The organism is Fusicatenibacter sp. (assembly GCF_977045365.1).
In genome coordinates this window covers 1-22224 of record NZ_CDRRUH010000022.1, presented here as the reverse complement: position 1 = coordinate 22224, position 22224 = coordinate 1, and the positions used below count along the sequence as shown (strand labels likewise).

At 50.8% G+C, this 22224-nt stretch carries 21 protein-coding genes and 2 tRNA genes; 7 read left to right on the top strand and 16 right to left on the bottom strand.

The genetic code is table 11. From position 1 onward, the window contains the following. Window positions 1–63 precede the first annotated feature (63 nt). The 4 genes from fmt to ACY2VW_RS06810 all read right to left on the bottom strand — a co-directional run bounded on the left by fmt (window position 64) and on the right by ACY2VW_RS06810 (window position 5317). Entirely contained in the window at window positions 64–1035 is a 972-nt protein-coding gene (fmt, locus tag ACY2VW_RS06825; RefSeq protein WP_461877513.1) for a methionyl-tRNA formyltransferase, read from the bottom strand. Window positions 1036–1062: 27 nt separating this feature from the next. Further along, entirely contained in the window at window positions 1063–1554 is a 492-nt protein-coding gene (gene def, locus ACY2VW_RS06820; RefSeq protein ID WP_349141709.1) for a peptide deformylase, read from the bottom strand. Window positions 1555–1616: 62 nt separating this feature from the next. Continuing rightward, a complete protein-coding gene (gene priA / locus ACY2VW_RS06815) occupies window positions 1617–3845 on the bottom strand; it encodes a replication restart helicase PriA (protein ID WP_461877512.1) in 2229 nt (742 codons plus the stop codon). Continuing rightward, window positions 3842–5317: a UDP-N-acetylmuramoyl-L-alanyl-D-glutamate--2,6-diaminopimelate ligase gene (locus ACY2VW_RS06810; RefSeq protein ID WP_461877510.1), complete on the bottom strand. Its 1476-nt coding sequence runs from the start codon at window positions 5315–5317 to the stop codon at window positions 3842–3844. The genes priA and ACY2VW_RS06810 overlap by 4 nt, the downstream gene beginning before the upstream one ends. Before the next feature lie 197 nt (window positions 5318–5514). Between ACY2VW_RS06810 and arcC the strand changes: the two genes are divergently transcribed. After that, entirely contained in the window at window positions 5515–6444 is a 930-nt protein-coding gene (gene arcC, locus ACY2VW_RS06805) for a carbamate kinase (protein WP_022463144.1), read from the top strand. Window positions 6445–6519: 75 nt separating this feature from the next. Here the strand turns inward: arcC and ACY2VW_RS06800 are convergent, their stop codons facing one another. The 10 genes from ACY2VW_RS06800 to ACY2VW_RS06755 form a co-directional block, all read right to left on the bottom strand. Next, window positions 6520–7917, bottom strand: a complete 1398-nt coding sequence (locus ACY2VW_RS06800) for a glycine--tRNA ligase (RefSeq protein WP_055265793.1) — start codon at window positions 7915–7917, stop codon at window positions 6520–6522. 27 nt (window positions 7918–7944) lie between these two features. Beyond that, on the bottom strand, window positions 7945–8637 hold the full coding sequence (locus ACY2VW_RS06795) for a hypothetical protein (protein WP_117509654.1): 693 nt from the start codon (window positions 8635–8637) through the stop codon (window positions 7945–7947). A 25-nt stretch (window positions 8638–8662) separates the two neighbouring features. Next, a complete protein-coding gene (locus ACY2VW_RS06790) occupies window positions 8663–9943 on the bottom strand; it encodes an adenylosuccinate synthase (RefSeq protein WP_022463141.1) in 1281 nt (426 codons plus the stop codon). Between the two features lie 141 nt (window positions 9944–10084). Next, entirely contained in the window at window positions 10085–11521 is a 1437-nt protein-coding gene (gene purB, locus ACY2VW_RS06785; RefSeq protein ID WP_022463140.1) for an adenylosuccinate lyase, read from the bottom strand. Window positions 11522–11688: 167 nt separating this feature from the next. Continuing rightward, window positions 11689–12447 carry an amino acid ABC transporter ATP-binding protein gene (locus tag ACY2VW_RS06780; RefSeq protein ID WP_118594610.1) on the bottom strand — a complete coding sequence of 253 codons (759 nt, stop codon included), beginning with the start codon at window positions 12445–12447 and terminating at the stop codon, window positions 11689–11691. Window positions 12448–12471: 24 nt separating this feature from the next. After that, window positions 12472–13119: an amino acid ABC transporter permease gene (locus tag ACY2VW_RS06775; RefSeq protein ID WP_055226988.1), complete on the bottom strand. Its 648-nt coding sequence runs from the start codon at window positions 13117–13119 to the stop codon at window positions 12472–12474. A gap of 6 nt (window positions 13120–13125) precedes the next feature. Beyond that, window positions 13126–13980 carry an amino acid ABC transporter substrate-binding protein gene (locus ACY2VW_RS06770; protein ID WP_118594609.1) on the bottom strand — a complete coding sequence of 285 codons (855 nt, stop codon included), beginning with the start codon at window positions 13978–13980 and terminating at the stop codon, window positions 13126–13128. A gap of 206 nt (window positions 13981–14186) precedes the next feature. Continuing rightward, window positions 14187–15311 (bottom strand): alanine racemase, encoded by a 1125-nt coding sequence (gene alr / locus ACY2VW_RS06765; RefSeq protein ID WP_055226992.1) that lies wholly within the window; start codon window positions 15309–15311, stop codon window positions 14187–14189. 111 nt (window positions 15312–15422) lie between these two features. Continuing rightward, on the bottom strand, window positions 15423–15878 hold the full coding sequence (locus ACY2VW_RS06760; RefSeq protein WP_022463135.1) for an Lrp/AsnC family transcriptional regulator: 456 nt from the start codon (window positions 15876–15878) through the stop codon (window positions 15423–15425). Between the two features lie 172 nt (window positions 15879–16050). Then, window positions 16051–16317, bottom strand: a complete 267-nt coding sequence (locus ACY2VW_RS06755; protein WP_118660180.1) for a 4Fe-4S dicluster domain-containing protein — start codon at window positions 16315–16317, stop codon at window positions 16051–16053. Between the two features lie 265 nt (window positions 16318–16582). Here ACY2VW_RS06755 and ACY2VW_RS06750 point away from each other — a divergent pair. The 5 genes from ACY2VW_RS06750 to ACY2VW_RS06730 all read left to right on the top strand — a co-directional run bounded on the left by ACY2VW_RS06750 (window position 16583) and on the right by ACY2VW_RS06730 (window position 18950). Next, a tRNA-Gly gene (locus ACY2VW_RS06750) sits at window positions 16583–16653 on the top strand. 20 nt (window positions 16654–16673) lie between these two features. Then, window positions 16674–16745: transfer RNA gene (locus ACY2VW_RS06745), tRNA-Gly, on the top strand. An 81-nt stretch (window positions 16746–16826) separates the two neighbouring features. Beyond that, window positions 16827–17675 (top strand): NAD(+) diphosphatase, encoded by an 849-nt coding sequence (gene nudC, locus ACY2VW_RS06740; protein ID WP_118660178.1) that lies wholly within the window; start codon window positions 16827–16829, stop codon window positions 17673–17675. Window positions 17676–17796: 121 nt separating this feature from the next. After that, the gene (gene trxA, locus ACY2VW_RS06735; protein WP_117509658.1) at window positions 17797–18114 is read left to right on the top strand and encodes a thioredoxin; all 318 of its coding nucleotides are present in this window, start codon (window positions 17797–17799) and stop codon (window positions 18112–18114) included. Between the two features lie 152 nt (window positions 18115–18266). Next, window positions 18267–18950 (top strand): Crp/Fnr family transcriptional regulator, encoded by a 684-nt coding sequence (locus ACY2VW_RS06730; RefSeq protein ID WP_461877508.1) that lies wholly within the window; start codon window positions 18267–18269, stop codon window positions 18948–18950. Between the two features lie 72 nt (window positions 18951–19022). Here ACY2VW_RS06730 and ACY2VW_RS06725 read toward each other — a convergent pair whose 3' ends face one another. Together ACY2VW_RS06725 and ACY2VW_RS06720 are read right to left on the bottom strand one after the other, a co-directional pair. Next, window positions 19023–20051, bottom strand: a complete 1029-nt coding sequence (locus tag ACY2VW_RS06725; protein WP_117509660.1) for a S66 family peptidase — start codon at window positions 20049–20051, stop codon at window positions 19023–19025. Window positions 20052–20064: 13 nt separating this feature from the next. Next, complete coding sequence (locus tag ACY2VW_RS06720; protein ID WP_022463129.1) at window positions 20065–20760, bottom strand: YigZ family protein; 696 nt, start codon at window positions 20758–20760, stop codon at window positions 20065–20067. 200 nt (window positions 20761–20960) lie between these two features. On the opposite strand from ACY2VW_RS06720, the gene ACY2VW_RS06715 reads away from it, so the two are divergent. Further along, window positions 20961–22224: transglycosylase domain-containing protein (locus ACY2VW_RS06715; RefSeq protein WP_461877507.1), on the top strand; the 1264-nt coding region annotated here is incomplete at its 3' end.

Sequence of the window (22224 nt, the reverse complement as noted above, 5' to 3'; positions counted from 1 at the left end):
GGCACAGCAGCCATCACGCCGCTGTGCAGTTCCCCGCCTCAACTTCAGGTTGCTTTTTCTCTTTTATTCGCCAAGTCTGGTACCCGGCTCGATCGCATAGCCGCGCAGGAAATCGGCGGTTTTCATCCGTTTCTTTCCTTCGAGCTGCAGCTCTTCGATTACCAGAATGCCGTCTCCTGTCTTTACGTGAAGGCCGGTCTCGTCTGCCACCCAGACTTTTCCGGCACTCTTCGTCGGATTCTGTCCCGGAATTTTCGAGAACAGATCGCCGCCGAACATGGCAATGACCTTGGCATCCCAGATTTTCAGGTTCTTTCCGTTTACTTTTGTAAACGCGCTCGGCCACGGACTCATCGCACGGATCTGACGCTCGATCTCAACGGCGCTCTTCGTCCAGTCGATCTTTCCGTCTTCTTTTTTGATCATCCGCGCATACTCTGTCGTACTCTCCGCCGGCTGTTTTTCCGGTGTCACTTCGCCTTTTTCCAGTTTCGGAAGGGTCTCCACCAGAAGTTTTGCTCCGGCTGCGGCGAGCTTGTCGAAGAGACTGCCGCCGGTCTCATCTGCCGCAAGCGGAACTTCCACTTTTGTCAGCATATCGCCGGTGTCGAGGCCTTCGTCCATCTTCATGATGGTCACGCCGCTCACTTCATCGCCGTTCATGACAGCCCACTGGATCGGCGCTGCTCCGCGGTAAGCCGGAAGCAGGGAGGCATGAACGTTGATGCATCCGTATTTCGGCATGTCCAGAATCTCTTTCGGGATAATCTGGCCGAAAGCAACGACAACGATCACATCCGGCTCCATTTTCCGGATCTCCTCGATCGCCTCTGCATCCCGCACGCGGCGCGGCTGATAGACCGGAAGGCCGTGTTTTTCGGCTGCCTCTTTCACCGGTGTCGGCATCATCTGTTTTCCGCGGCCCTTCGGTTTGTCCGGCTGGGTCACAACGCCTGTGATCTCATAACCGGCCTCCACGAGCGCCTCAAGTGTTCCCACGGAGAAATCCGGGGTTCCCATAAATACCACTTTCATCTGAAGTCATCTCCTTTATTTTAAGACTTACTCTTCGTCCTCGTACTCCTCATACTCATCGTACGTGTTGTCCCAAAGCTCGCCTTCTACTTTTTCTGTATACATATGTCCGTCGAGGTGATCACACTCGTGGCAGATGCAGCGGGCAAGAAGCTCGGTTCCCTCGAGTTCAAACGGCTGCATGTCGCGGTCCAGCGCTCTTACCTTTACGTAATTCGGACGGGTTACGGTACCGGATTTTCCCGGAAGGCTTAAGCAGCCTTCTGCTCCTGTCTGGCTTCCGGAAGTCTCCAGGATTTCCGGATTAATCAGAAGATGCGGGGTTCCGTCCACATCCATGACTACGATTCTCTTTAAGATGCCGACCTGCGGTGCGGCAAGGCCGACACCGTTTGCCTCATACATGGTGTCAAACATGTCGTCGATCAGCTCGCTGATTCTTGGTGTCATCTCCTCCACCGGTCTGCATTTTTTTGTCAATACGCGGTCGCCTACGACTCTGATTTCTCTGATTGCCATAATTCTTTTCCTTTCTTTTGCTCTTTCATTATAAATGATCTATGTGTAAATATTATGAAAAACTAATACTTTCTGCTGAAATCGAACTGTAAATAAACGGTTCGGAAGCCTTTGTTGATCTCGATATACCGCTCCAGTTTTTCCCGCAGCTCTGCCAGCACCTCTTCCTGCGGTGTGCGTACATACACGGCCATGCGGTACAGGTCATTGATTTTCGATACTGCCTCACTTGCCGGGCCGATGATCTGGACTTCGCGGTTTCCCCGGATGCGGACGAGGTATCTGCGAATGTATTCCATCGCCTGCATCAGATGCGCTTCATCCTCTCCGGCTCCGTGGATCGCCAAAAGCTCCGCCGCCGGGGGATATCCCATCAGACGGCGGTAGTCCATTTCTTTCTCATAAAATGTCCCGTAATCCTGCTCTGCCGCCGTCTGAATGCTGTAATGTTCGGGATGGTACGTCTGAATGACTGCCATTCCCGGCTTTTCGCCTCTTCCGGCGCGGCCGACTGCCTGCGTCAGCAGCTGGAACGTACGCTCCCCGGCACGGTAATCGACTGCATTCAGGGAGAGATCCGCCGCCAGCGCTCCCACCAGCGTGACATTCGGGAAATCGTGGCCTTTTACGATCATCTGGGTTCCAATCAGGATATCGGCCTCCCCCGCCGCAAATGAGGACAGGATTTCTTCATAACTGTTTTTCGTTTTTGTCGTGTCGCCGTCCATCCGAAGAACGCGTGCCTTTGGAAACAGCTTTTTCACGTTCTGCTCGATCTGCTGTGTGCCGGCACGGAAGCCGCCGATGTACGGGGAACCGCACGACGGGCACGCATGTACCTGCGGTGTTTCATAACCGCAGTAATGGCAGACGAGCTTTCCGTTATTGTGTGCTGTCAGTGATACATCGCAGTGCGGGCATTTCATCACATGGCCGCATGCACGGCACGAGACGAAGCCCGCATAGCCTCTGCGGTTCAGAAACAGTACAACCTGTTCCTTTTTTTCAAGCCGTTTTTCGATCTCTTCCCGCAGTTTTCCGGACAGAATCGAACGGTTTCCCATCTGTAATTCTTCCCGCATATCCGCGATCCATACGGACGGAAGTGCTGCATTTCCGTACCGCGCATCCATCCGGAACAGCGCGTACGCTCCCGTCTCGCAGGCGTAAGAAGCATCCACCGACGGCGTTGCCGAACCCATCACCACATGGGCATGCTCCAGCCCGGCGCGGCGCACGGCGGTCTCCCTTGCATGGTAGCGCGGCGTCACTTCACTTTTATAGGAGGTTTCATGCTCCTCATCGATTACGATCAGCCCCAGATCCGGAAACGGTGCAAAGAGTGCGGAACGCGGACCGATCATAATACTGACCTCCCCGCGCCGCGCGCGCTCCATCTGGTCGGCGCGCTCGGACGGTGTCATCCGCGAGTTGACCACCGTGACCCTTGTTCCAAACCGTGCGCAGAACCGCTCCACGTTCTGATACGTCAGCGCAATCTCCGGGATCAGCACGATCACCTGTTTTCCTTCTGAGAGCACTCGCTCCATCAGCTCCATATAGACGAGCGTTTTGCCGCTTCCCGTCACACCGCGGATCAGGCAGGGGCGGTTCTGCCCTTCCCATTCCTTTCGAATGCCGTCCACCACGGCCTGCTGCTGTTCGTTTGGTTTTCCCGCAGTTGTTCTTCCTGCCGCATCAGATACCGGATTTCTCCAGGTGCTCGTACGGCGGATTTCCAACACGCCCTGCTCTTCCATCACGTGCAGCGTATCTGCCGTGATTTTCAGTTTCTTGCTCACAACCGGCCCTGGAAGAACCGGCTGGGCCAGCAGCGCGTTTAAGAGACGGATTCTCGCTTTATAATTTTTCTTTCTGTAGTTTTCCAGCAGCTCCTCACATCTCGCAGGATCTGCAAGAAGCGCAATTTCGCGGGTTTCTTTCCCGCGCGCCTTTACTTTGACCGGAAGCACCGTCTTTAACGCCTGGATCATCGTCGATCCGTACGTATGACGCATCCACGCGGCGAGCGCGATGAGCTTCGTCTCTACGGTCGCCGCATCCTTTTGTACCGCGAGGATGGCCTTCATCCGGTCCTGCGGATATTTCGGCTCGTTTCCGACGGAAAGCACATAGCCGGTGATCGTGCGGTTTCCGTTTCCAAACGGAATCTGTACCGCCGTTCCCGGACCGATCTCCCCTGTCAGTTCCGGCGGAACCTTGTACTGAAAGGTCCGGTCCAGTTTTTCATTTGTGATGTCTACGATTACATCAGCGTAAACGCTGCTCATACATTCCCCTTACTTTCTTCCAGTATTTCCCGGATCAGCACGCGCTCATCCATCTCGTACCGTTTCCCCTTCCGGATCTGATACGTTTCGTGGCCTTTTCCCGCGAGCACCACGAGATCGCCCGGCTGCCGGTTTTCGATCACATACCGGATCGCCTCCTTACGGTCTGCAATCTCAACGAAAGCGCCTTCTGTTTTCCCGATTCCCGTCCGGATATCGTCCAGAATCGCCTGTGGTTCCTCATCCCGCGGATTGTCCGAGGTGATGACGGTCAGATCCGCCAGACGCCCCGACACCTCTCCCATCTGGAATCTCCGGTCCCGCGCGCGGTTTCCGCCGCAGCCGAAGAGACAGATCAGGCGCTTCGGATGGTATTTCCGCAGTGTCTTTAACAGGCTTTCAAGGCTCATCGCATTGTGTGCGTAGTCAATGAGAAGCGTCATTTCCGGATACACCGGAACTGCCTCACACCGCCCACGGACGCGGACTGCGGAAAGTGCCTCCTGCATCGCCTTTTCCGGGATTCCCATCTGCGCGCAGACCGCAATGGCGGCAAGCGAGTTGGAAACGGAAAACAGACCCGGCAGATCTACCCGTACCGGAAAATCCGCTGCGCCCTGCACCCGGTATGAGACACCGAGCACGCCGGGCGCCTGATCGAGTGCTGCATCTGCTGCCATAAAATCAGCTTTTTCCCTGCATCCGAATGTCACCAGACGGCAGGTGCTCTGCCTTATGATCTCCGGAAACCTTTTGTCATCCCGGTTTACAATTCCGGTTCTGCAGGTGCGAAGCAGCTTCTTTTTGCAGGACAGATATTCTGCAAACGATGCATGCTCCCCGGCGCCGATGTGGTCGTTTCCAATGTTGGTGAACACACCGTAATCAAACGTAATTCCATCACACCGGTGCTGTTTTTCCGCCTGCGAGGAAACCTCCATCACAACATGGGTGCAGCCCTCCCGCATCATTTCAGAAAACAGCTTCTGCAGCACAACAGGCTCCGGCGTTGTATTTTCTGACGGAATGCTTTTTTCCCCGATCCTCGTCTCGATCGTTCCGATGAGTCCTGCGTGGATCCCTGCTTTTCGCAGGATTTCGTAAATCATATATGCAGTCGTCGTCTTTCCCTTCGTGCCGGTCACTCCGATTGTCACAAGGTGCTGCGCCGGATCGTCCTCCCAGGCACAGGAAAGCTGTGCGAGTGCTTCTCTGCTGTCCTTTACTACGAGTACGGTTACCTTTTCCGGAATCCCTTCCAGTTCCCGCTCCGCAACCAGGACAGTAGCGCCCCTCTCGACTGCTTCTTCTGCATATACGTGCCCGTCCATCCTGCTTCCCCGGATGCAGACAAACACGTTCTGCGGCTGTACTTTTCTGCTGTCGCATGTGATTCCTGTAACTTCCGCATCCAGACTGCCCTGCTGGAGCTGATATGCGATCCGTTTTTGTAACGTGCGCATGTTTTTCATGCCGGGACCTCCCTTTCACGTTTCAAATCCCTACGACTCAGATACTTTTATAGAATACCATAGTCCGAAAAACATTTCAATGTGCGCAATGTCGGTTTCTTCTTGATTTTTGCCTCCATAAACTTTATAATAGTTCTATATTGATGCCTGGTTTTTTCGTATCAAAATCTATGAACTGCAAAGAGAGGTATCTTCCAATGAAAAGAAAAAAAATAGTTGTTGCACTGGGACACAAAGCTCTTGGAACGACGCTGCCGGAACAGAAAGCAGCCGTAAAACGTTCCGCAAAAGTAATCGCAGATCTCGTTGCTGCCGGTGCTGATGTTGTCATCACCCACAGCAATGCGCCGCAGGTCGGCATGATCCACATGGCGATGAATGAATTCGGCAAAATGCACACCGACTACAGCGCAGCCCCGATGTCTGTCTGCTCCGCTATGAGCGAAGGCTACATCGGCTACGACCTGCAGAACGCCATCCGTGCTGAGCTTCTCCGCAGAGGAATCTTCAAAACCACATCCACGATTCTTACACAGGTTGAAGTAGATCCGTACGACGATGCCTTCAACAATCCGGTCAAACTGATCGGCCGTACGCTTACCAAAGAGGAGGCCGACGCAGAGGAAGAAAAAGGAAACTACGTAACGAAAACCGAGGACGGCTACCGCCGAATCGTTGCTGCTCCGAAGCCGCAGGATATCGTAGAGATCGACTCCATCCGTCTTCTTCTCGATGCCGGACAGGTTGTCATCGCAGCAGGCGGCGGCGGAATCCCGGTTCTCCCGCAGAATGAAGAGTTAAAGGGTGCATCCGCAGTCATCGAAAAAGACCTCACCAGCGGCCTGATGGCAGAAATGCTGAACGCAGACATGCTGATGATCCTGACCAGCGTGGAAAACGTTTCCATCAACTACGGTACCCCGGACGAAAAACCGCTGGAGCACATCACCGTTGCTGACGCGAAGAAATACATCGCAGAAGGCCAGTTCGGAGAAAACTCCATGCTGCCGAAGATGGAAGCAGCTGTTTCTTTCCTCGAGAAAGGCATCGGCCGTACCGCAGTCATCACTTCCATTGATTCTGCACTCGCCGGATTCCAGGGAAAAACAGGTACGATTATCGAGTAATACAAAGTATACAAAAAAGGATTCCCGCGAGTGGGAATCCTTTTTTCTACTCTTTTTTCGGACTAAAAAGCCAGATTAGAAAGTAAATTTATCTGCAAAGTAAGCATCGAGATCCTCAATTTTAATTCTCTCCTGCTCCATGGTGTCACGGTCACGGACGGTAACAGCACCATCGGTCTCGGAATCGAAGTCGTAGGTGATGCAGTACGGAGTACCGATCTCATCCTGACGGCGATACCGTTTTCCGATATTTCCACGGTCATCAAACTCGCAGTTGTATTTCTTGGACAGCTCTGCAAAGACTTTCTCAGCGCCCTCGTTCAGCTTCTTGGAAAGCGGAAGCACACCGATTTTTACCGGTGCCAGTGCCGGATGGAAATGCATCACAGTACGAACATCATTCTTCTCTGCGTCGAGAACTTCCTCGTCATAAGCGCTGCACAGGAATGCCAGAACGACACGGTCAGCACCAAGAGACGGCTCGATAACATACGGGATGTATTTCTCGTTCTTCTCTGGATCGAAATAGGTCATATCCTGTCCGGATACATTCTGATGCTGGGTCAGGTCGTAATCGGTACGGTCTGCGATTCCCCACAGCTCGCCCCATCCGAACGGGAACAGGAACTCGATATCGGTTGTTCCCTTGCTGTAGAAGCACAGCTCTTCCGGAGAATGGTCTCTTGCACGCATCTCTTCGTCTTTCATGCCGAGGCTCTTCAGCCAGTTGATGCAGAAGCCTCTCCAGTACTGGAACCAGTCAAGGTCGGTGCCAGGCTCGCAGAAGAACTCCAGCTCCATCTGCTCGAACTCACGGGTACGGAAGGTGAAGTTACCCGGTGTAATCTCGTTACGGAAAGATTTACCGATCTGGCCGATTCCGAACGGAATTTTCTTTCTGGAAGTACGCTGTACGTTTTTGAAGTTTACGAAGATACCCTGTGCAGTCTCCGGACGAAGATATACGGTGTTCTTCGCATCCTCTGTAACACCCTGGAAGGTTTTGAACATCAGGTTGAACTGACGGATATCGGTAAAGTTATGTTTTCCGCAGGACGGACACGGAATCTGATGCTCCTCGATGAAGTTCTTCATCTCTTCCTGGGACCATGCATCTACGCTGCCGCCTTCGATTTCAATGCCTTTTTCCTCACAGAAATCTTCGATCAGTTTGTCTGCACGGAAACGCTCGTGGCACTCTTTACAGTCCATCAGAGGATCGGAAAATCCGCCGAGATGACCGGAAGCTACCCATGTCTGCGGGTTCATCAGGATCGCGCAGTCAACACCTACGTTGTGCGGGCTCTCCATGACGAATTTCTGCCACCATGCTTTTTTCACGTTGTTTTTCAGCTCAACGCCGAGCGGGCCGTAATCCCAGGTATTTGCCAGGCCGCCGTAGATTTCGGAACCCGGATATACAAAACCTCTGGATTTTGCTACTGCCACAATTTTGTCCATTGTCTTTTCCATAGTTAGTTACTCCTCTATTTTATTTGTTTACTTACCATAAACAACAATAACAGGACTGGCAAGAAGAACGTCCTGCTCATATTCCTGCTCTGTTTCTTCTGTCTTAGTCTGCTCTGATGATGACGCAGAATCACTCTCTGTGGACTTTGTGGTCCACTCGCCGGCCGTATCCACCGTGTTTTTTCCTTTGATCACGGCTGTACCGGAAACGCAGAGCACCGGATCTTCCGTTACGATTTCCAGCGGCTCCTCGCAGACAATCACGCGTACATGCTTAACGCCTTTGACCGCATCTTCGACTGAAACCTCATTGCCTTTAGAATCGACAAAGGAAGCGGAAAAATCATATCCCGCTTCTTCTGCCTCATCCAGCGTGCCTGCGAAAAATTCTGCTCCGTGATAATCCGCGTAGGACTGGTAATCTCCGTATTCCATCCGGATCTCCACCTTGTCCTCTTTGATCTGGCATTTTTCCAGCTTCACGGAATCCGCATCGCCGCGCTCCTCTGTGAATTTTTTGATGTCATCCTCCACAAAGACCTTCAGTTCGTCTTCCGTGTAATCATCGTCTTTGCTGTAATCTTCCACAATGGCTTCTGTCACAACACCATTTTTGCTCACATAGACAGATGTCGTTGTCACATCTTTTAACTTCTCACAGCCCGACAGCAGCACGGAAGCCGCTGTCAGAACTGCGAGAAGCTGTCCTGCTTTTTTCATAAAAATCCTCTAAAAACCGCCTGAATTATTTATTGCGGTAAATGATATCGTCTCTTCCCGGTCCGTTGGAGATCATGGTGATCGGGAATCCGATTTCTTTCTCTACAAACTCGATGTAGTTTCTGCAGTTCTCCGGCAGATCCTCGTATTTCTTGATGCCGCGGATATCGCATTTCCATCCCGGAAGGGTTTTCAGAACCGGTTTTGCTTTCTCAAGAATGCTGGTGTTCGGGAAATCGTGGATTTCTTTTCCGTCTACTTCGTATGCTACACAAACCGGAATCTCGTCCAGATATCCGAGAACGTCAAGTACGGTAAATGCTACATCGGTTGTGCCCTGCATTCTGCAGCCGTAGCGGGAAGCAACACAGTCGAGCCATCCCATACGTCTCGGACGTCCTGTCGTTGCACCGAACTCTCCGCCGTCTCCGCCGCGTCTTCTGAGCTCATCTGCCTCATCGCCGAAGATCTCGGAAACGAAAGCACCTGCTCCTACTGCACTGGAGTAAGCTTTGCATACGGTTACGATTTTCTTGATTTCATATGGCGGAACACCTGCTCCTACTGCGCCGTAGCCGGCCAGTGTGGAAGAAGAAGTTACCATCGGGTAAATTCCGTGATCCGGGTCTTTTAAGGAACCAAGCTGACCCTCAAGCAGGATCTCCTTGCCTTCCTGAATCGCGTTCCACAGGAATGCGGAAGTATCGCATACGTATGGCTCAACCATTTTTTTGTATTCCATCAGCTCTGCATAGATCTCATCCGGATTTAACTGCGGTTTGTGATACAGATGCTCGAGCAGAATGTTCTTGGTCTCGCATACGGATTTCAGTTTCTCTTTCAGGTGCTCATCGTCGAACAGCTCGTTTACCTGAAAACCGATTTTTGCATATTTATCTGAGTAGAACGGAGCGATACCGGATTTGGTGGAACCAAAGGATTTTCCGCCCAGACGCTCTTCCTCATACTGATCGAACAGGATGTGGTACGGCATTACCATCTGTGCACGGTCGGAAATTTTGATCTTCGGTGCCGGCACTCCCTTCGAAACGATCTCATTTAACTCTTTGATCAGAACCGGAATGTTGAGTGCAACACCGTTTCCGATTACGCTTGTTGTGTGGCTGTAAAATACGCCGGATGGAAGGGTATGAAGTGCAAACTTTCCATAGTTGTTTACAATGGTATGGCCTGCATTCGCACCACCCTGGAAACGGACAATAATGTCTGCCTCTTTTGCGAGCATATCGGTAATCTTACCTTTTCCCTCGTCTCCCCAGTTTGCTCCTACTACTGCCTTAATCATGTGACATCCTCCTAATTCAACGTATACTTGCGGCCTCTTTGTTTCGGCCGTTCATGCATAGTATACCATGTTTTCTTCATAAGTAAAACTTATTATTACTTATAAAATTTGTTTTTTTATTATTTCTGTTTATCAAACGCATCAGACGTTGATTTCCGCAGTCATGCCAAGTGCCTCTTTGTTTGCCTCAAGCACCGGATTAACTACGTTCTTCAGGAATGCGTCAACCTGTACGGATGCGCGGCCTGTGTATTTGGACGGATCCATCGTCTTTTCCAGCTCTTCTTTGGTCAGATGGAACATCTCATCCGCTGCGATCAGATCCAGAAGATCATTGTCGCGGCCTTCCTCTTTGACATGTTTTCCGGCGATCATGGACAGCTCGCGGATTCTCTCATGCAGCTCCTGACGGTCGCCGCCTGCTTTTACCGCATCCATCATGATATTCTCAGTTGCCATAAACGGAAGCTCTGCCATCATGTGTTTTAAGATAACCTTTGGATAAACCACAAGTCCGTCTACGACGTTCATACACAGATCCAGGATACCGTCGATGGCAAGGAAGCCTTCCGGAATGGAAAGTCTCTTGTTTGCAGAGTCATCAAGGGTTCTCTCAAACCACTGTACAGAAGAGGTGATGGCCGGATTTAATGCATCGGTGATCACATAACGGGACAGGGATGCGATACGCTCGCTTCTCATCGGATTTCTCTTGTATGCCATGGCGGAAGATCCGATCTGTCCTTTCTCGAACGGCTCCTCAACTTCTTTTAAGTGCTGCAGAAGACGGATGTCGTTGGAGAATTTCGTTGCGCTTGCCGCAATGCCTGCCAGAACGTTTAATACTCTCGTATCGACTTTTCTGGAATACGTCTGTCCGGAAACCGGATAGCAGTTCTTAAAGCCCATTTTTTCAGCGATCATAGGATCAATCTTGTCGATCGTCTCCTGATCTCCGTCAAACAGCTCTAAAAAGCTTGCCTGTGTGCCTGTTGTTCCTTTGGAGCCGAGCAGCTTTAAGGTGCTCTGTACGTACTCGAGATCTTCAAGATCCATTAAGAACTCCTGCATCCACAGGGTTGCACGTTTTCCGACGGTGGTCGGCTGTGCCGGCTGGAAGTGGGTGAAGGCAAGGGTCGGCTGGTCTTTGTAGGTATCCGCAAATTTTGCCAGCTCAGCGATAACGTTCACCAGTTTTTTCTTCACCAGCTTTAAGGCTTCGTTCATGACAATGATATCGGTATTGTCGCCTACGTAGCAGCTGGTTGCTCCCAGATGGATGATTCCTTTTGCTTTCGGACACTGTACGCCGTAGGCATACACATGGGACATTACGTCATGACGGCAGACTTTCTCTCTTTCTTTTGCCACATCGTAGTTGATGTTCTCGGCATTTGCTTTCAGTTCTTCGATCTGCTCATCTGTAATAGAAAGTCCCAGTTCTTTTTCTGTCTCAGCCAGCGCAATCCATAACTTTCTCCAGGTACGGAATTTCATATCCGGGGAGAAGATGTACTGCATCTCCTTGCTTGCATAACGTTCGGAAAGAGGGCTTACATATCTGTCAGTTCCGCTCATAGACACGATTCTCCTTTTCTTGTCAAAATGTGTATTCGGTTTCTCTTTTATCCCCGCTCTTTTTCATCCCCAAAAACAGAATGGGACGTATAAAGAGCGTGTTTGAAATACGTTTCAACCACGCTCTAGTATAACGCATGTTGTTTTTTTAGGCAAGTGCAACGTCGTTACTTCTCACGAAATTTTCCCAAAAAGCCCTGCATTCTGGCATTTTCGGAATCGAAGACTTCGTCCGGTGTTCCCTCCACGGCGATCACACCCTGGTCCATAAAGATGACGCGGTCGGAAATTTCCCGGGCAAAATTCATCTCGTGGGTAACGATCACCATCGTCATGTTCATCTCCGCAAGAGATTTGATGACCTTTAAAACTTCGCCTGTCAGCTCCGGATCGAGTGCCGATGTCGGCTCATCGAAAAAGAGCACCTTCGGTTTCAGCATCAGCGCGCGCGCAATCGCAACTCTCTGACACTGGCCGCCGGAAAGCTGACACGGATACGCCTTTTCCTTTCCGGTCAGACCCATTTTTCCAAGCAGCTCTTCCGCCTGTGCTTCCACCTCCGCGCGGTTTCGCTTCTGTACATGGATCGGCGCATCGCAGAGATTTTTCATAACATTATAATGAGGAAACAGATGGAAACTCTGGAATACCATTCCAAAATTCTCCTGTATTTTCCGTAGTACGGCAGGCTTCGCATAGACGGATTTTCCGTTTTCCATTGTAACTGCCTGCTTGCCAAGGTACGCCAGATCACCGCCGTCCATCGTTTCAAGCATTGCCGCGCACCGCAGCAGTGTCGATTTTCCCGATCCCGACGGGCCGATAATCGAGAGCACCTCGCCCTCTTCTACTTTGAGGGAAATATCTTTTAACACTTCGAGATCCCCAAAGCTCTTTTTTACATGGTTCATTTCCAGATAAATCATATCGTTTTCCGCTCTCTTCTATAGTTAATGATAATAAGAAAATTTCTTTTCCAAAAGTTCCATCACCCACGCCACGACAAAATTGAAGATGTAGTAGAAAATACCGGCGGCGACGAACGGAACCATCGTGGTCTTGGCCGCCGCGATCTGTTTTGCGATCGTGAACATTTCCACATAGGAAATGGAAAAGGCCAGCGACGTATCCTTGACCAGCGTAATCACCTCATTGGTGATCGCCGGCAGAATCCGTTTCACAACCTGCGGCAGAATAATTCGGACAAACGTCTGTCCCTTCGAATAACCAAGAAGCTTTGCTGCCTCGTACTGTCCACGATCCATCGAAACGATGCCGGAGCGGTAGATTTCTGCAAAATAGGCGCCGTAGTTTAAGGCAAATCCGGTGATAATCGCCGGAAAGCGCCATTTTCCGATGTTCATACCGAACAGATAGAACGGTCCGAAGTAAACCACCATGAGCTGCAGCATCAGAGGCGTGCCGCGCATCAGGGAGATATAGAGCCGGAAAATTCCGCTCACAATCCGGTTTTTCGACATACGCCCGAAGGCGATCAGCAGACCGAGCGGCAGGGAAAATACGAGCGTCAGGACAAATATCGAGATCGTTCCCGCCATTCCGGTACTAAGCTGTGATAGAATTATGGACAACTTCATGCTGCTTTACTCTCCTTTTTTCTCCAGACACACCATGTCTGCGATTCCGTATTTTTCTGCGAGCTTGTCGAATGTTCCGTCGGCCAGAACCTGCTGCAGGCCTTCGTTTACTTTATCGCAGAGCTCGGTATTTCCTTTTTTGAATCCGATCGCATATTTCTCAGAGTTCAGGTACTCGTCGAGGATTTTGTATCCTTCTCCGCGGCTTTCCAGCTGATATTTGGCAACGCCGATATCCATGGCAACCGCATCGATGGAACCTGCCTGAAGCTCTACAAACGCATTGTTGTAATCCGGGAACTGCTGCAGAGCGGCGAAAGTATCGGCGAGTTCTTTCTGACCGCCTTCTTCCTCACTCTGTAAAAGATCGAGTGCTGCGGATGCTGCCTGCACACCAACCGTCTTTCCTGCCAGATCGGACAGGCTGTTGATGCCGGAATTCTCACATACGACCATCACCTGGCTGTTGTCCACGTACGGATCGGACCAGGTGTAATCGTCCTCTCTGCCGTTCATGGTAAAGCCGTTCCAGATGCAGTCAATCGCACCAGAATTCAGCTCGGTATCTTTCGCATCCCAGTTGATCGGGGTTTTTACCAGCTTCCAGCCGTAAATCTCGCAGACTGCCTCGGCGAGCTCCAGGTCAAATCCGGTGTAATCGCCGGTCTCATCGTCCATGTAGCCGTACGGCGGGTATTCTGCATCGAAGCCTACGGTAAAGGTTGTCGTTCCGTCTGTGGAAGAGGATGCTGCTCCTGCTGATGAGGCGGATGTTTTTGCTGTGTCTGCAAAGCCGCAGCCAGCCAGCAGGGCAGATACACAAAAGGCTGCTGTCAAAATGCTAACCATTTTCTTTTTCATAATAATCTTCTCCTTTTCTACGTGATCATGTTATCACTGTACTACGCTAAACTAATTGGTATCCTACCATACTCCGGCACCGCCTGTCAACCCGCACCGGTTAAATAATCCAGAAAACCTGTTCCAACACAAAAAAGTCTCCGAAACGGTCAGCAGATTCTGCTTTTTTCCGTCTTCGGAGACTTTGATTTTTCTATTTTGGATAACTATTTATAAACCCTTGTTACACGGCTGCTGATATCGCAGAGCATCTCGTAATCGAAACGTGCCGCCGGGTTGGCGATCTCTTCGATCGTGATGGTCTCATCCCCGTCGGTTCCGACAAGCGTTACAACGTCCTCCACCTGCACATCCGGGATGTCGGTCACGTCCACCATCATCTGATCCATACAGATTCTTCCGATGATCGGTGCTTTTTTCCCGTGGATCAGCACACAGCCCTGGTTCGAGAGAGCTCTCGGATAGCCGTCTGCATAGCCGGCTGAAACAGTTGCGATCCGTGTCATCGGTTTCTCGGTCACATACGTGGCACCGTAGCTGACGCCGATGCCCGGGCCGACTTCCTTCACATGGATGACATGGCTCTTCCATGAAAGCGCCGGGATCAGATCGAGGCGCTCTTTTTTTACCTCCTCGGATGGGTAAATGCCGTAGGTGATGATACCGGAACGCACCATCTCAAAGTGGTGATCGTCAAATTCCATGATTCCGGCGGAGTTGCAGATATGGCGAAGCGGAATCGTCACGCCGCGCTCTGCTAAAAGTGCCGTCATCTTATCATATTTTTCCATCTGCATCGAACAGTACGTCTTGTCTTCCTGATCGGCGCAGGAGAAATGCGTAAACATACCTTCCAGCTCGATGTGCGGAAGATCCGCGATTTTTGCCGCCTCATCCGCATCGTGCTCTGTCACCTGGAAGCCGATCCGCGTCATGCCGGTATCGACCGCGAGGTGTGCTTTTGCTTTCCGGTTCTGGCGTGCTGCCTCTTTTTCGAGGGCAAGTGCCTGTGCGTAGCTGTCGATCGTCTGAGTGATGTCGTATTCCACAAGGTCGCCGTACTGGGACGGGGACACGTAGCCGAGAATCAGGATCGGCGCGGAAATGCCGTTTTCTCTGAGCTCGACAGCCTCCTCGATGGTTGCGGTTGCAAAATAATCAACCTGGTTTTCCAGATAGGATGCTACCGGAACGGCACCGTGGCCGTAGGCGTTCGCTTTTACAACGCCAAGGAGTTTCACTCCCTCCGGTAGTCTTTTTTTCACTTCTCTGATGTTATGCCCGATCGCTTCGAGTGAAATCTCTGCATAACAGCGTAAGTATCTGTTCACTTTTTTCCTTCTTTCTTTCCGTACTTTTTCTGAGACGCCAAAACGTGCCTGAAAACTCTTTCGGATTATTTTCAGACACGCTCTCGTATCAGATTCCGGCTATGCCGGTTTTTATTTGTCCGGTCTGCGGATGGCGGAATAGATATTTTTTACATTTTTCAGCACTACATGCGTTCTTGTCGCATCGACGCCCGGAAGGCTCATCACCTGGCGGTGGATTTCTTCGAGTTCGTCGGATGAGTGACAGGAAATGCGGATAATCAAATCAAAATCTCCGGTCTGATAATAGCAGGATACGATGTACTCCAGTTTCTGGATCGCATCTGCAAAACTGTCAAAGAACTTCGGATGCTCCAGGCTGACTTCCATCAGCGCGGTCATCTCATTTCCCGTTTTCTTTTCGTCTACAATAATGGTGTATTCTTTAATCACTCCGGTTTCTTCCATTTTACGGATTCTCTCGATGACTGCAGAAACCGATAAATGAATCTCTTTGCTGATATTGGAAGCCGTCTCGCGGGCATTTTTCTGCAATATCTTCAGAATCTTATAATCAATGGCATCCATGTATTTTTCCTCCCATAAGAATTGACAGGGCTCTTCTTTCCAGATTTTAGCATAAAATTTCCCTGTCACTACCTTTCTATTATATCAAATTTTTCAGATAAGTCCAGTTTTTCCCAAAACATTTTATAGAAAGATTAGAATTCCTCTTTAAATTGCACAGATGCCGGTTTTTCTATTCTTCGAAGGTTTCTGCAATATCCTGCATCAGAATGCCGATCCCGAGGTGCTGCGGACACTGTTTTTCACAGCGGTAACAGTTGATGCAGTCGTCGGCGCGTTTTTCCTGGCTTTCGTATTCTGCGCGGACGGCCTCGATGCCTTCGCTCTCCGTCCGGTTGTAGAGTTCGAACAGCAATGGGATGTTGATTTTTACCATACACGGCATGCAGCCCTGGCAGCCGGTACAGGCGACCAGATGTTCTGCTCCATTCTCCTGCATAGGGAAGTTCCCCCTTTTTCTTTGTTTTCCGTTTTTTTATTATAGTACACTTTCCTTCCCGGAACAAGACTGATATTTACGTGCTATTCACCGGACGTTCACTTGCGCCATTTGCCCTGAATTTTCACCTTTTTCAGTATTTTAAAATTTTTTTTAATTTTTTTAAAAAAGGGGTTGACTTTTCTCCGGCTTTCCTGTAGAATACGTTTTGTCAGTGAGGCACGGCAGTCAACAAGACAGAGAAAAAAATCAGTGCCAATCATCTGCGGGTGTAGTTCAATGGTAGAACACCAGCCTTCCAAGCTGGATACGTGGGTTCGATTCCCATCACCCGCTTCATCCAAAAGGATGTATATGCGCGAGTGGCTCAGGGGTGGAGTACAACCTTGCCAAGGTTGGGGTCGCGGGTTCGAATCCCGTCTCGCGCTCTTTTTATTACCGAAATTTCTTCACAGGAATTTCGGTTTTTTGTTTTTCCAAAAACTTTTTTACCAAAGAAAGGAATTCTTATGATTCAGGACATTGCTCCGCATAAATATTATGTAGATTACCAGCCTTCTGTTCCGAACGATACGGATCTTGTTTTAATTTACGGTCATCATACAATTCTGTGCAATTTCGAAGATCCCGAGATCTGCTACCCTTCCATTGCGGAAATTGCAGCTGTTTTTCCGGAGATTAAAGAAAAGGCAAAATTTCTGTTCCGCATTGATGAGACGGACTATTATGAACTGCGCAGTCCGCAGCTTCCGGAATTTGGCATCTGGAAATACGAAAATACACTAATTCTTCGCAGCGCCGTTCCGGGATGGCTCGGGTTTGCCGGTATCACCGGTTACCAGATCCACACCTGGTACACCGACCACACCTACTGCGGCCGCTGCGGAACGAAGATGCATGCGCCTGGAAATGAACGCGCGATGCAGTGCCCTTCCTGCGGCGCGCTCTCCTATCCGGTCATCTGCCCGAGCGTCATCGTTGCCATCACCGACGGTGACCGCCTGCTGCTCACGAAGTACGCACCTTCCCACAGCAGCCACCGCCAGTACGCCCTCGTGGCCGGCTATACCGAGGTCGGTGAGACGCTGGAACAGACGGTGCACCGTGAAGTCATGGAAGAAGTCGGATTAAAGGTCAAAAATCTGAGATACTATAAGAGTCAGCCGTGGTCCTTCAGCGGCTCGCTGCTCGCCGGATTTTACTGCGATGTGGACGGCGATCCGTCCATTACCCTCGACCGCGAGGAACTCTCCGTTGCCGAATGGTTTGACCGTGCTTCCCTCCCGGAGACCCCGAACCTCATCAGCCTGACCGGCGAGATGATCGAATGCTTCCGCCTGGGGAAAGAACCGAAATAAAACTAAGAAATCACTTTGTGACTTAGTCACAGAAATTCCCGTTCCGCTGTGGTATTCTACAGACATAACAGGAAAACACTTACCGGGAATTACCCGTACAATAAAAAGGAGGACTTCTATTATGTCATTAATTCATGTTACATCCGAAAACTTTGAAAAAGCTCTGCAGGCAGCACCTGGCGTTGCCGTTGTTGATTTCTTTGCTACCTGGTGCGGACCGTGCAAAATGCTCGCCCCGGTCATCGAAGAGGCAGCTGAGGATATGCCGGAGATCCAGTTCTACAAAGTAGACGTTGACGAAGCACCGGAGCTGGCAAGATCCTTTAAAGTCATGAGCGTTCCGACCCTCGCTTTCTTCAAAAACGGCGAGCTCGTAAAGAAAAACGTCGGCGCCGTTTCCTATGAGGAGCTGGAAGAACTGATTAACTCTGTAAAATAAACAGCGTAATATTGGAAATGCAGAAAAAACGTATCGGCACAAAAACCGATACGTTTTTTCTTGCATTTCTTTCTGTTCTTTTCTATCATGGAAGAAACGGCTGCTGCCGTAGTTTACAAAAGAACGTTCTTCTTCCGAAAGGAGTTTTATTTATGTCATCTTTTCTGGAATCCTGTTTTCAGGAGCATTATCCATTTTATTCAAAGCTTACCACCGATGAACAGCAGACACTCGTGCTCTCTTCCGTCCTGACGACGTATCAGCGCGGCGATTTTCTCTACAGTTGCGACGATGACTGTCTCGGCGTTCTGCTTGTCCTCTCCGGCAAGCTCCGCATCCTTATCCAGTCCGGCGAGCAGCGGGAAATTACCCTGTTTACCACCGGTCCCGGCGAAGTCTGCACGCTGTCTGCCTCCTGTGCGATGCAGGAAATCAGCTTTGATATTCTGATTGAGGCCGAGGAGGAGACGAAAGTTCTCATCACTCCGGCCAGCACGTTCCGCAGACTGTTGAATCAGAATATTTACGTTGAAAACTACATTTACCGGGAAACAACGGAGCATTTTTCCGAAGTCATGTGGGCGATGGGCCAGCTTCTCTTTACGCGGCTTGACCAGCGCCTTGCCGGATATCTCGAGGATGAACGCATCCGCACCGGTTCCCCGGTGCTCTCCACCACGCACGAGCAGATCGCGCGGAACCTCGGCAGTGCCAGAGAGGTCGTTTCCCGCACCTTAAAGTCGTTCGAGAAAGACGGCATCGTCGCACTCTCCCGCGGCACGGTCACGATTCTCGATGTCAAAAAGCTCCGCGGCATCTGCCGGATGCGCCGATAGTTCTTCTACGTGCGCAAACATTTTCCCACAGGCTCTGCCCTGCCGCTCGAGAAAATATTTTTCAAAAGCGTTCTAACGGCACTCCATCTTAATTTCAATCTCATTTCCTTCCACGGCCACCTTCGCATAACTTCCGACGATCAGCGGCATCGCCGGATGAAGGTGTCCGATGTCGAGATCCATCACGATCGGCACGTTGTATTTTCCAAGCAGATCCGTCACGGCGCGGTACTGGTCGAGTTCCCCGAATTTCTGTCCGAACTGCAGCGGGCGGCCAATCAGAAAGCCTTTCACATATTGGAACCAGCCGGCGTGCTCCATCTGCCAGATTGCGCGGCGGATCGCAAAGACGTTCAGATCGCACGCTTCCAGAAACCAGACAAAACCGTCCTCTTTATATTTTTCCACAAAATCAACCGTTCCGTCGTACTTCGTTCCAAGAATATTGACGAGACAGTCGAGACAGCCGCCGATGAGTCGTCCCTCAAATGCACTGTCCGCATCCGGGAAGCGGCGCAGAACGCGCGGTTCTGTAATCTGGTACGGCAGATACGGATTTTCCTCGCTTCTGCCCTTCGCATCGTCTCTTTCCCATCCCTCATAGCCGCGGACGGTACGCACTTCTCCCGTCAGTACGCCAAACGCATCCGCTACGGATTTATGCCACGGCTCCATGCCGAAATCACTCGCACACGGACCGTAAACAGCCGCCGTATCGCAGATGGTCGGCAGAAGATACGTAAAATGCGTATTGTCAGAATAGCCGAGATACCATTTCGCCGGTGCCTTTCTGATCTTTTCAAAATCCACGTAATCGAGATCCTCGCACATCAGCTCTCCGCCGCCGCAGGAAATCAGACAGTCATTCTTCTCACTGACATAATATTCCGTCAGCTCTTTTCCGCACTCCTCCGGTGCCGCGCTGATTCCGATGCCGTGCTCTGCATAGCAGTTTGGCCCAAGATCCAGCTGATATCCCATCTCTTTCCATTTTTTCTGTGCATTTGCAAACGCGGACTTGTATGGCTCTGTTGTGCATCCAAACGATGGTGCCACAAAGCCGATCGTTCCGCCCTTTTTCAGATTTTCCGGAAACCTCATGTCGCATCCTCCTTTATCCTAATTCTTCTGCCTCCAGATTCTTATACTGCGTCAGCGCATCCCCGAAGATCAGCTCTCCGTCGTTCTGCGCAAAGTACAGCTCCTCTTCTTTTTCCAGTTTTGCCTTTCCGTTCGTCCCCTCGGTAATCTCCGCGCAGAGACGGTCCACCTCCGTTTTCGGAACGAGAACGCGGATTTTCACCTGATCGGTGTACTCGGATTCCAGAATCGGAATCCCCCGCTGGCCGAGCAGATACTGGATTTTACCGATGCCGTTGTAATCCGTCTCAATCAACAGACGCACGCCGCAGATCTCGTCAATCAGAACACTGTTTGCCAGCCCCTCCTGCACCGCCTGCGAGTACGCGCGCACCAGGCCGCCCGTTCCCAGCAGCGTACCGCCGAAATACCGCGTCACCACAACAAGCACATTGCGGAGTCCTGCTCCCTGTACCACATCGAGCATCGGCCGCCCTGCCGTGCCGGAAGGCTCCCCGTCGTCGCTGCAGCGCACCGTCTCCTGATTTTCTCCAATAATATACACAAAACAGTTATGCCGCGCATCCCAGTATTTTTTCCGCAGAGCTTCCAGGCAGGAAAGTGCCTCCTCCTCAGATTCCACCAGACGCACCGTCGCAATAAAACGTGATTTCTTCTCCACGATTTCCCCGGTTCCACCCCGGTAAACCGTCCGAAACTGATCGATCATATTTTTGTACTCCTTCACCAAATATGTTTTTATTCTATCATATCACCTCCGAAAAATCAGCATTCTTTTTACGAAATACTTTTATTCCGGCCCTTTGTTTGGTATAATAAAAATAAGTATACCCTGCTTTTTGCAGGGCAGGAACACCATTGATTACTGAACTGAATCAGTTTTGCAGGAACATAAGGAGGATTTTCTATATGCACTTTGGAAAAAGTCATCTGGAAGACAAACGTGAAGATCTGCGGTCCCATTACGGAAAGATTGAAAAGACGGCCGGCGTGACGGCGCTGCGCATCGCGTTCTGTCTTCTTCTTGTCGTTCTCGTCTGCGGTGCCGGGCTTGTGATCGGCGCTGTCCGCGGCGTGATTGACAGTGCCCCTGATATCTCGGAGGCAAATATCATGCCGCTCGGCAACGCGTCGTTTATCTACGATGCTGACGGCAACCAGGTACAGAAGCTGACCGGGGCGCAGGGAAACCGTGTCTCGATCTCGATTGAGGAGATTCCGCTCGACATGCAGCACGCGATCGTCGCGGTTGAGGATGCCCGTTTTTACGAACACAACGGCATTGACCCGAGCGGTATTATCCGTGCCTTCGTTGTCGGTGTCAGCCACGGCTTTCACTTTACCGAGGGCGCCAGCACGATCACACAGCAGCTCTTAAAAAACAACGTTTTCACCGACTGGATGGAAGAGACGCGGATGCAGAGCTTCAAGCGGAAAATCCAGGAACAGTACCTGGCGCTGAAGCTGGAAAAAACACTGACCGCAGAGGGTGAAAACGCCAAAGACGTTATTCTGGAAAATTATCTGAATACGATCAACTTAGGTTCCGGCTGCTACGGTGTCCAGACGGCAGCGCAGACGTATTTCGGAAAGGATGCAAAAGATCTGACGCTCTCTGAATGCGCCGTTCTTTCCGCAATTCCAAAGGCGCCGACGGCATATAATCCGAAAAATCACCCGGAGAAAAACCAGCAGCGCCGCGACAAGATCCTGAACAATATGAAAGAGCAGGGCTACATCACCGAAGAAGAATACACCATTGCCATGAACGACAACGTTTACGACCGCATCGCCATGCACACGCAGTCCCAGGCGGAGAGCGCGCCGTACTCCTACTTTATCGATGAAGTCATCACCAACCTGATCAACGATCTGATGGTACAGAAAGGCTACACCGAAGTGCAGGCAAAGAACGTTGTCTACAGCGGCGGCCTCAAAATCTATACCACACAGGATTCCTACATGCAGTCGATTCTCGATACGGAATTCCAGAATCCGGAGAACTTCCCGGCGAACACGCAGATCGGTCTCGACTGGGCGCTCACTGTAGAGCAGGCAGACGGCGAGGTACAGAACTACAGCAAAGAGATGCTGCAGCTCTACTTCCGCAACAGCGATCCGAATTTCGATCTGCTCTTTGACTCCCAGGAGGAGGCACAGAGCTATATCGACC

Coding starts and splice junctions, on each gene's coding strand:
- nudC (WP_118660178.1), top strand. CDS start 16,827: ATGATTCAGGACATTGCTCCGCATAAATATTATGTAGATTACCAGCCT.
- ACY2VW_RS06770 (WP_118594609.1), bottom strand. CDS start 13,980: ATGAAAAAGAAAATGGTTAGCATTTTGACAGCAGCCTTTTGTGTATCT.
- purB (WP_022463140.1), bottom strand. CDS start 11,521: ATGAGCGGAACTGACAGATATGTAAGCCCTCTTTCCGAACGTTATGCA.
- ACY2VW_RS06730 (WP_461877508.1), top strand. CDS start 18,267: ATGTCATCTTTTCTGGAATCCTGTTTTCAGGAGCATTATCCATTTTAT.
- def (WP_349141709.1), bottom strand. CDS start 1,554: ATGGCAATCAGAGAAATCAGAGTCGTAGGCGACCGCGTATTGACAAAA.
- ACY2VW_RS06755 (WP_118660180.1), bottom strand. CDS start 16,317: ATGCAGGAGAATGGAGCAGAACATCTGGTCGCCTGTACCGGCTGCCAG.
- priA (WP_461877512.1), bottom strand. CDS start 3,845: ATGAGCAGCGTTTACGCTGATGTAATCGTAGACATCACAAATGAAAAA.
- ACY2VW_RS06775 (WP_055226988.1), bottom strand. CDS start 13,119: ATGAAGTTGTCCATAATTCTATCACAGCTTAGTACCGGAATGGCGGGA.
- ACY2VW_RS06810 (WP_461877510.1), bottom strand. CDS start 5,317: ATGAAAAACATGCGCACGTTACAAAAACGGATCGCATATCAGCTCCAG.
- ACY2VW_RS06720 (WP_022463129.1), bottom strand. CDS start 20,760: ATGATCGATCAGTTTCGGACGGTTTACCGGGGTGGAACCGGGGAAATC.
- ACY2VW_RS06760 (WP_022463135.1), bottom strand. CDS start 15,878: ATGGATGCCATTGATTATAAGATTCTGAAGATATTGCAGAAAAATGCC.
- ACY2VW_RS06780 (WP_118594610.1), bottom strand. CDS start 12,447: ATGATTTATCTGGAAATGAACCATGTAAAAAAGAGCTTTGGGGATCTC.
- ACY2VW_RS06725 (WP_117509660.1), bottom strand. CDS start 20,051: ATGAGGTTTCCGGAAAATCTGAAAAAGGGCGGAACGATCGGCTTTGTG.
- ACY2VW_RS06800 (WP_055265793.1), bottom strand. CDS start 7,917: ATGGAAAAGACAATGGACAAAATTGTGGCAGTAGCAAAATCCAGAGGT.
- arcC (WP_022463144.1), top strand. CDS start 5,515: ATGAAAAGAAAAAAAATAGTTGTTGCACTGGGACACAAAGCTCTTGGA.
- trxA (WP_117509658.1), top strand. CDS start 17,797: ATGTCATTAATTCATGTTACATCCGAAAACTTTGAAAAAGCTCTGCAG.
- ACY2VW_RS06795 (WP_117509654.1), bottom strand. CDS start 8,637: ATGAAAAAAGCAGGACAGCTTCTCGCAGTTCTGACAGCGGCTTCCGTG.
- fmt (WP_461877513.1), bottom strand. CDS start 1,035: ATGAAAGTGGTATTTATGGGAACCCCGGATTTCTCCGTGGGAACACTT.
- ACY2VW_RS06790 (WP_022463141.1), bottom strand. CDS start 9,943: ATGATTAAGGCAGTAGTAGGAGCAAACTGGGGAGACGAGGGAAAAGGT.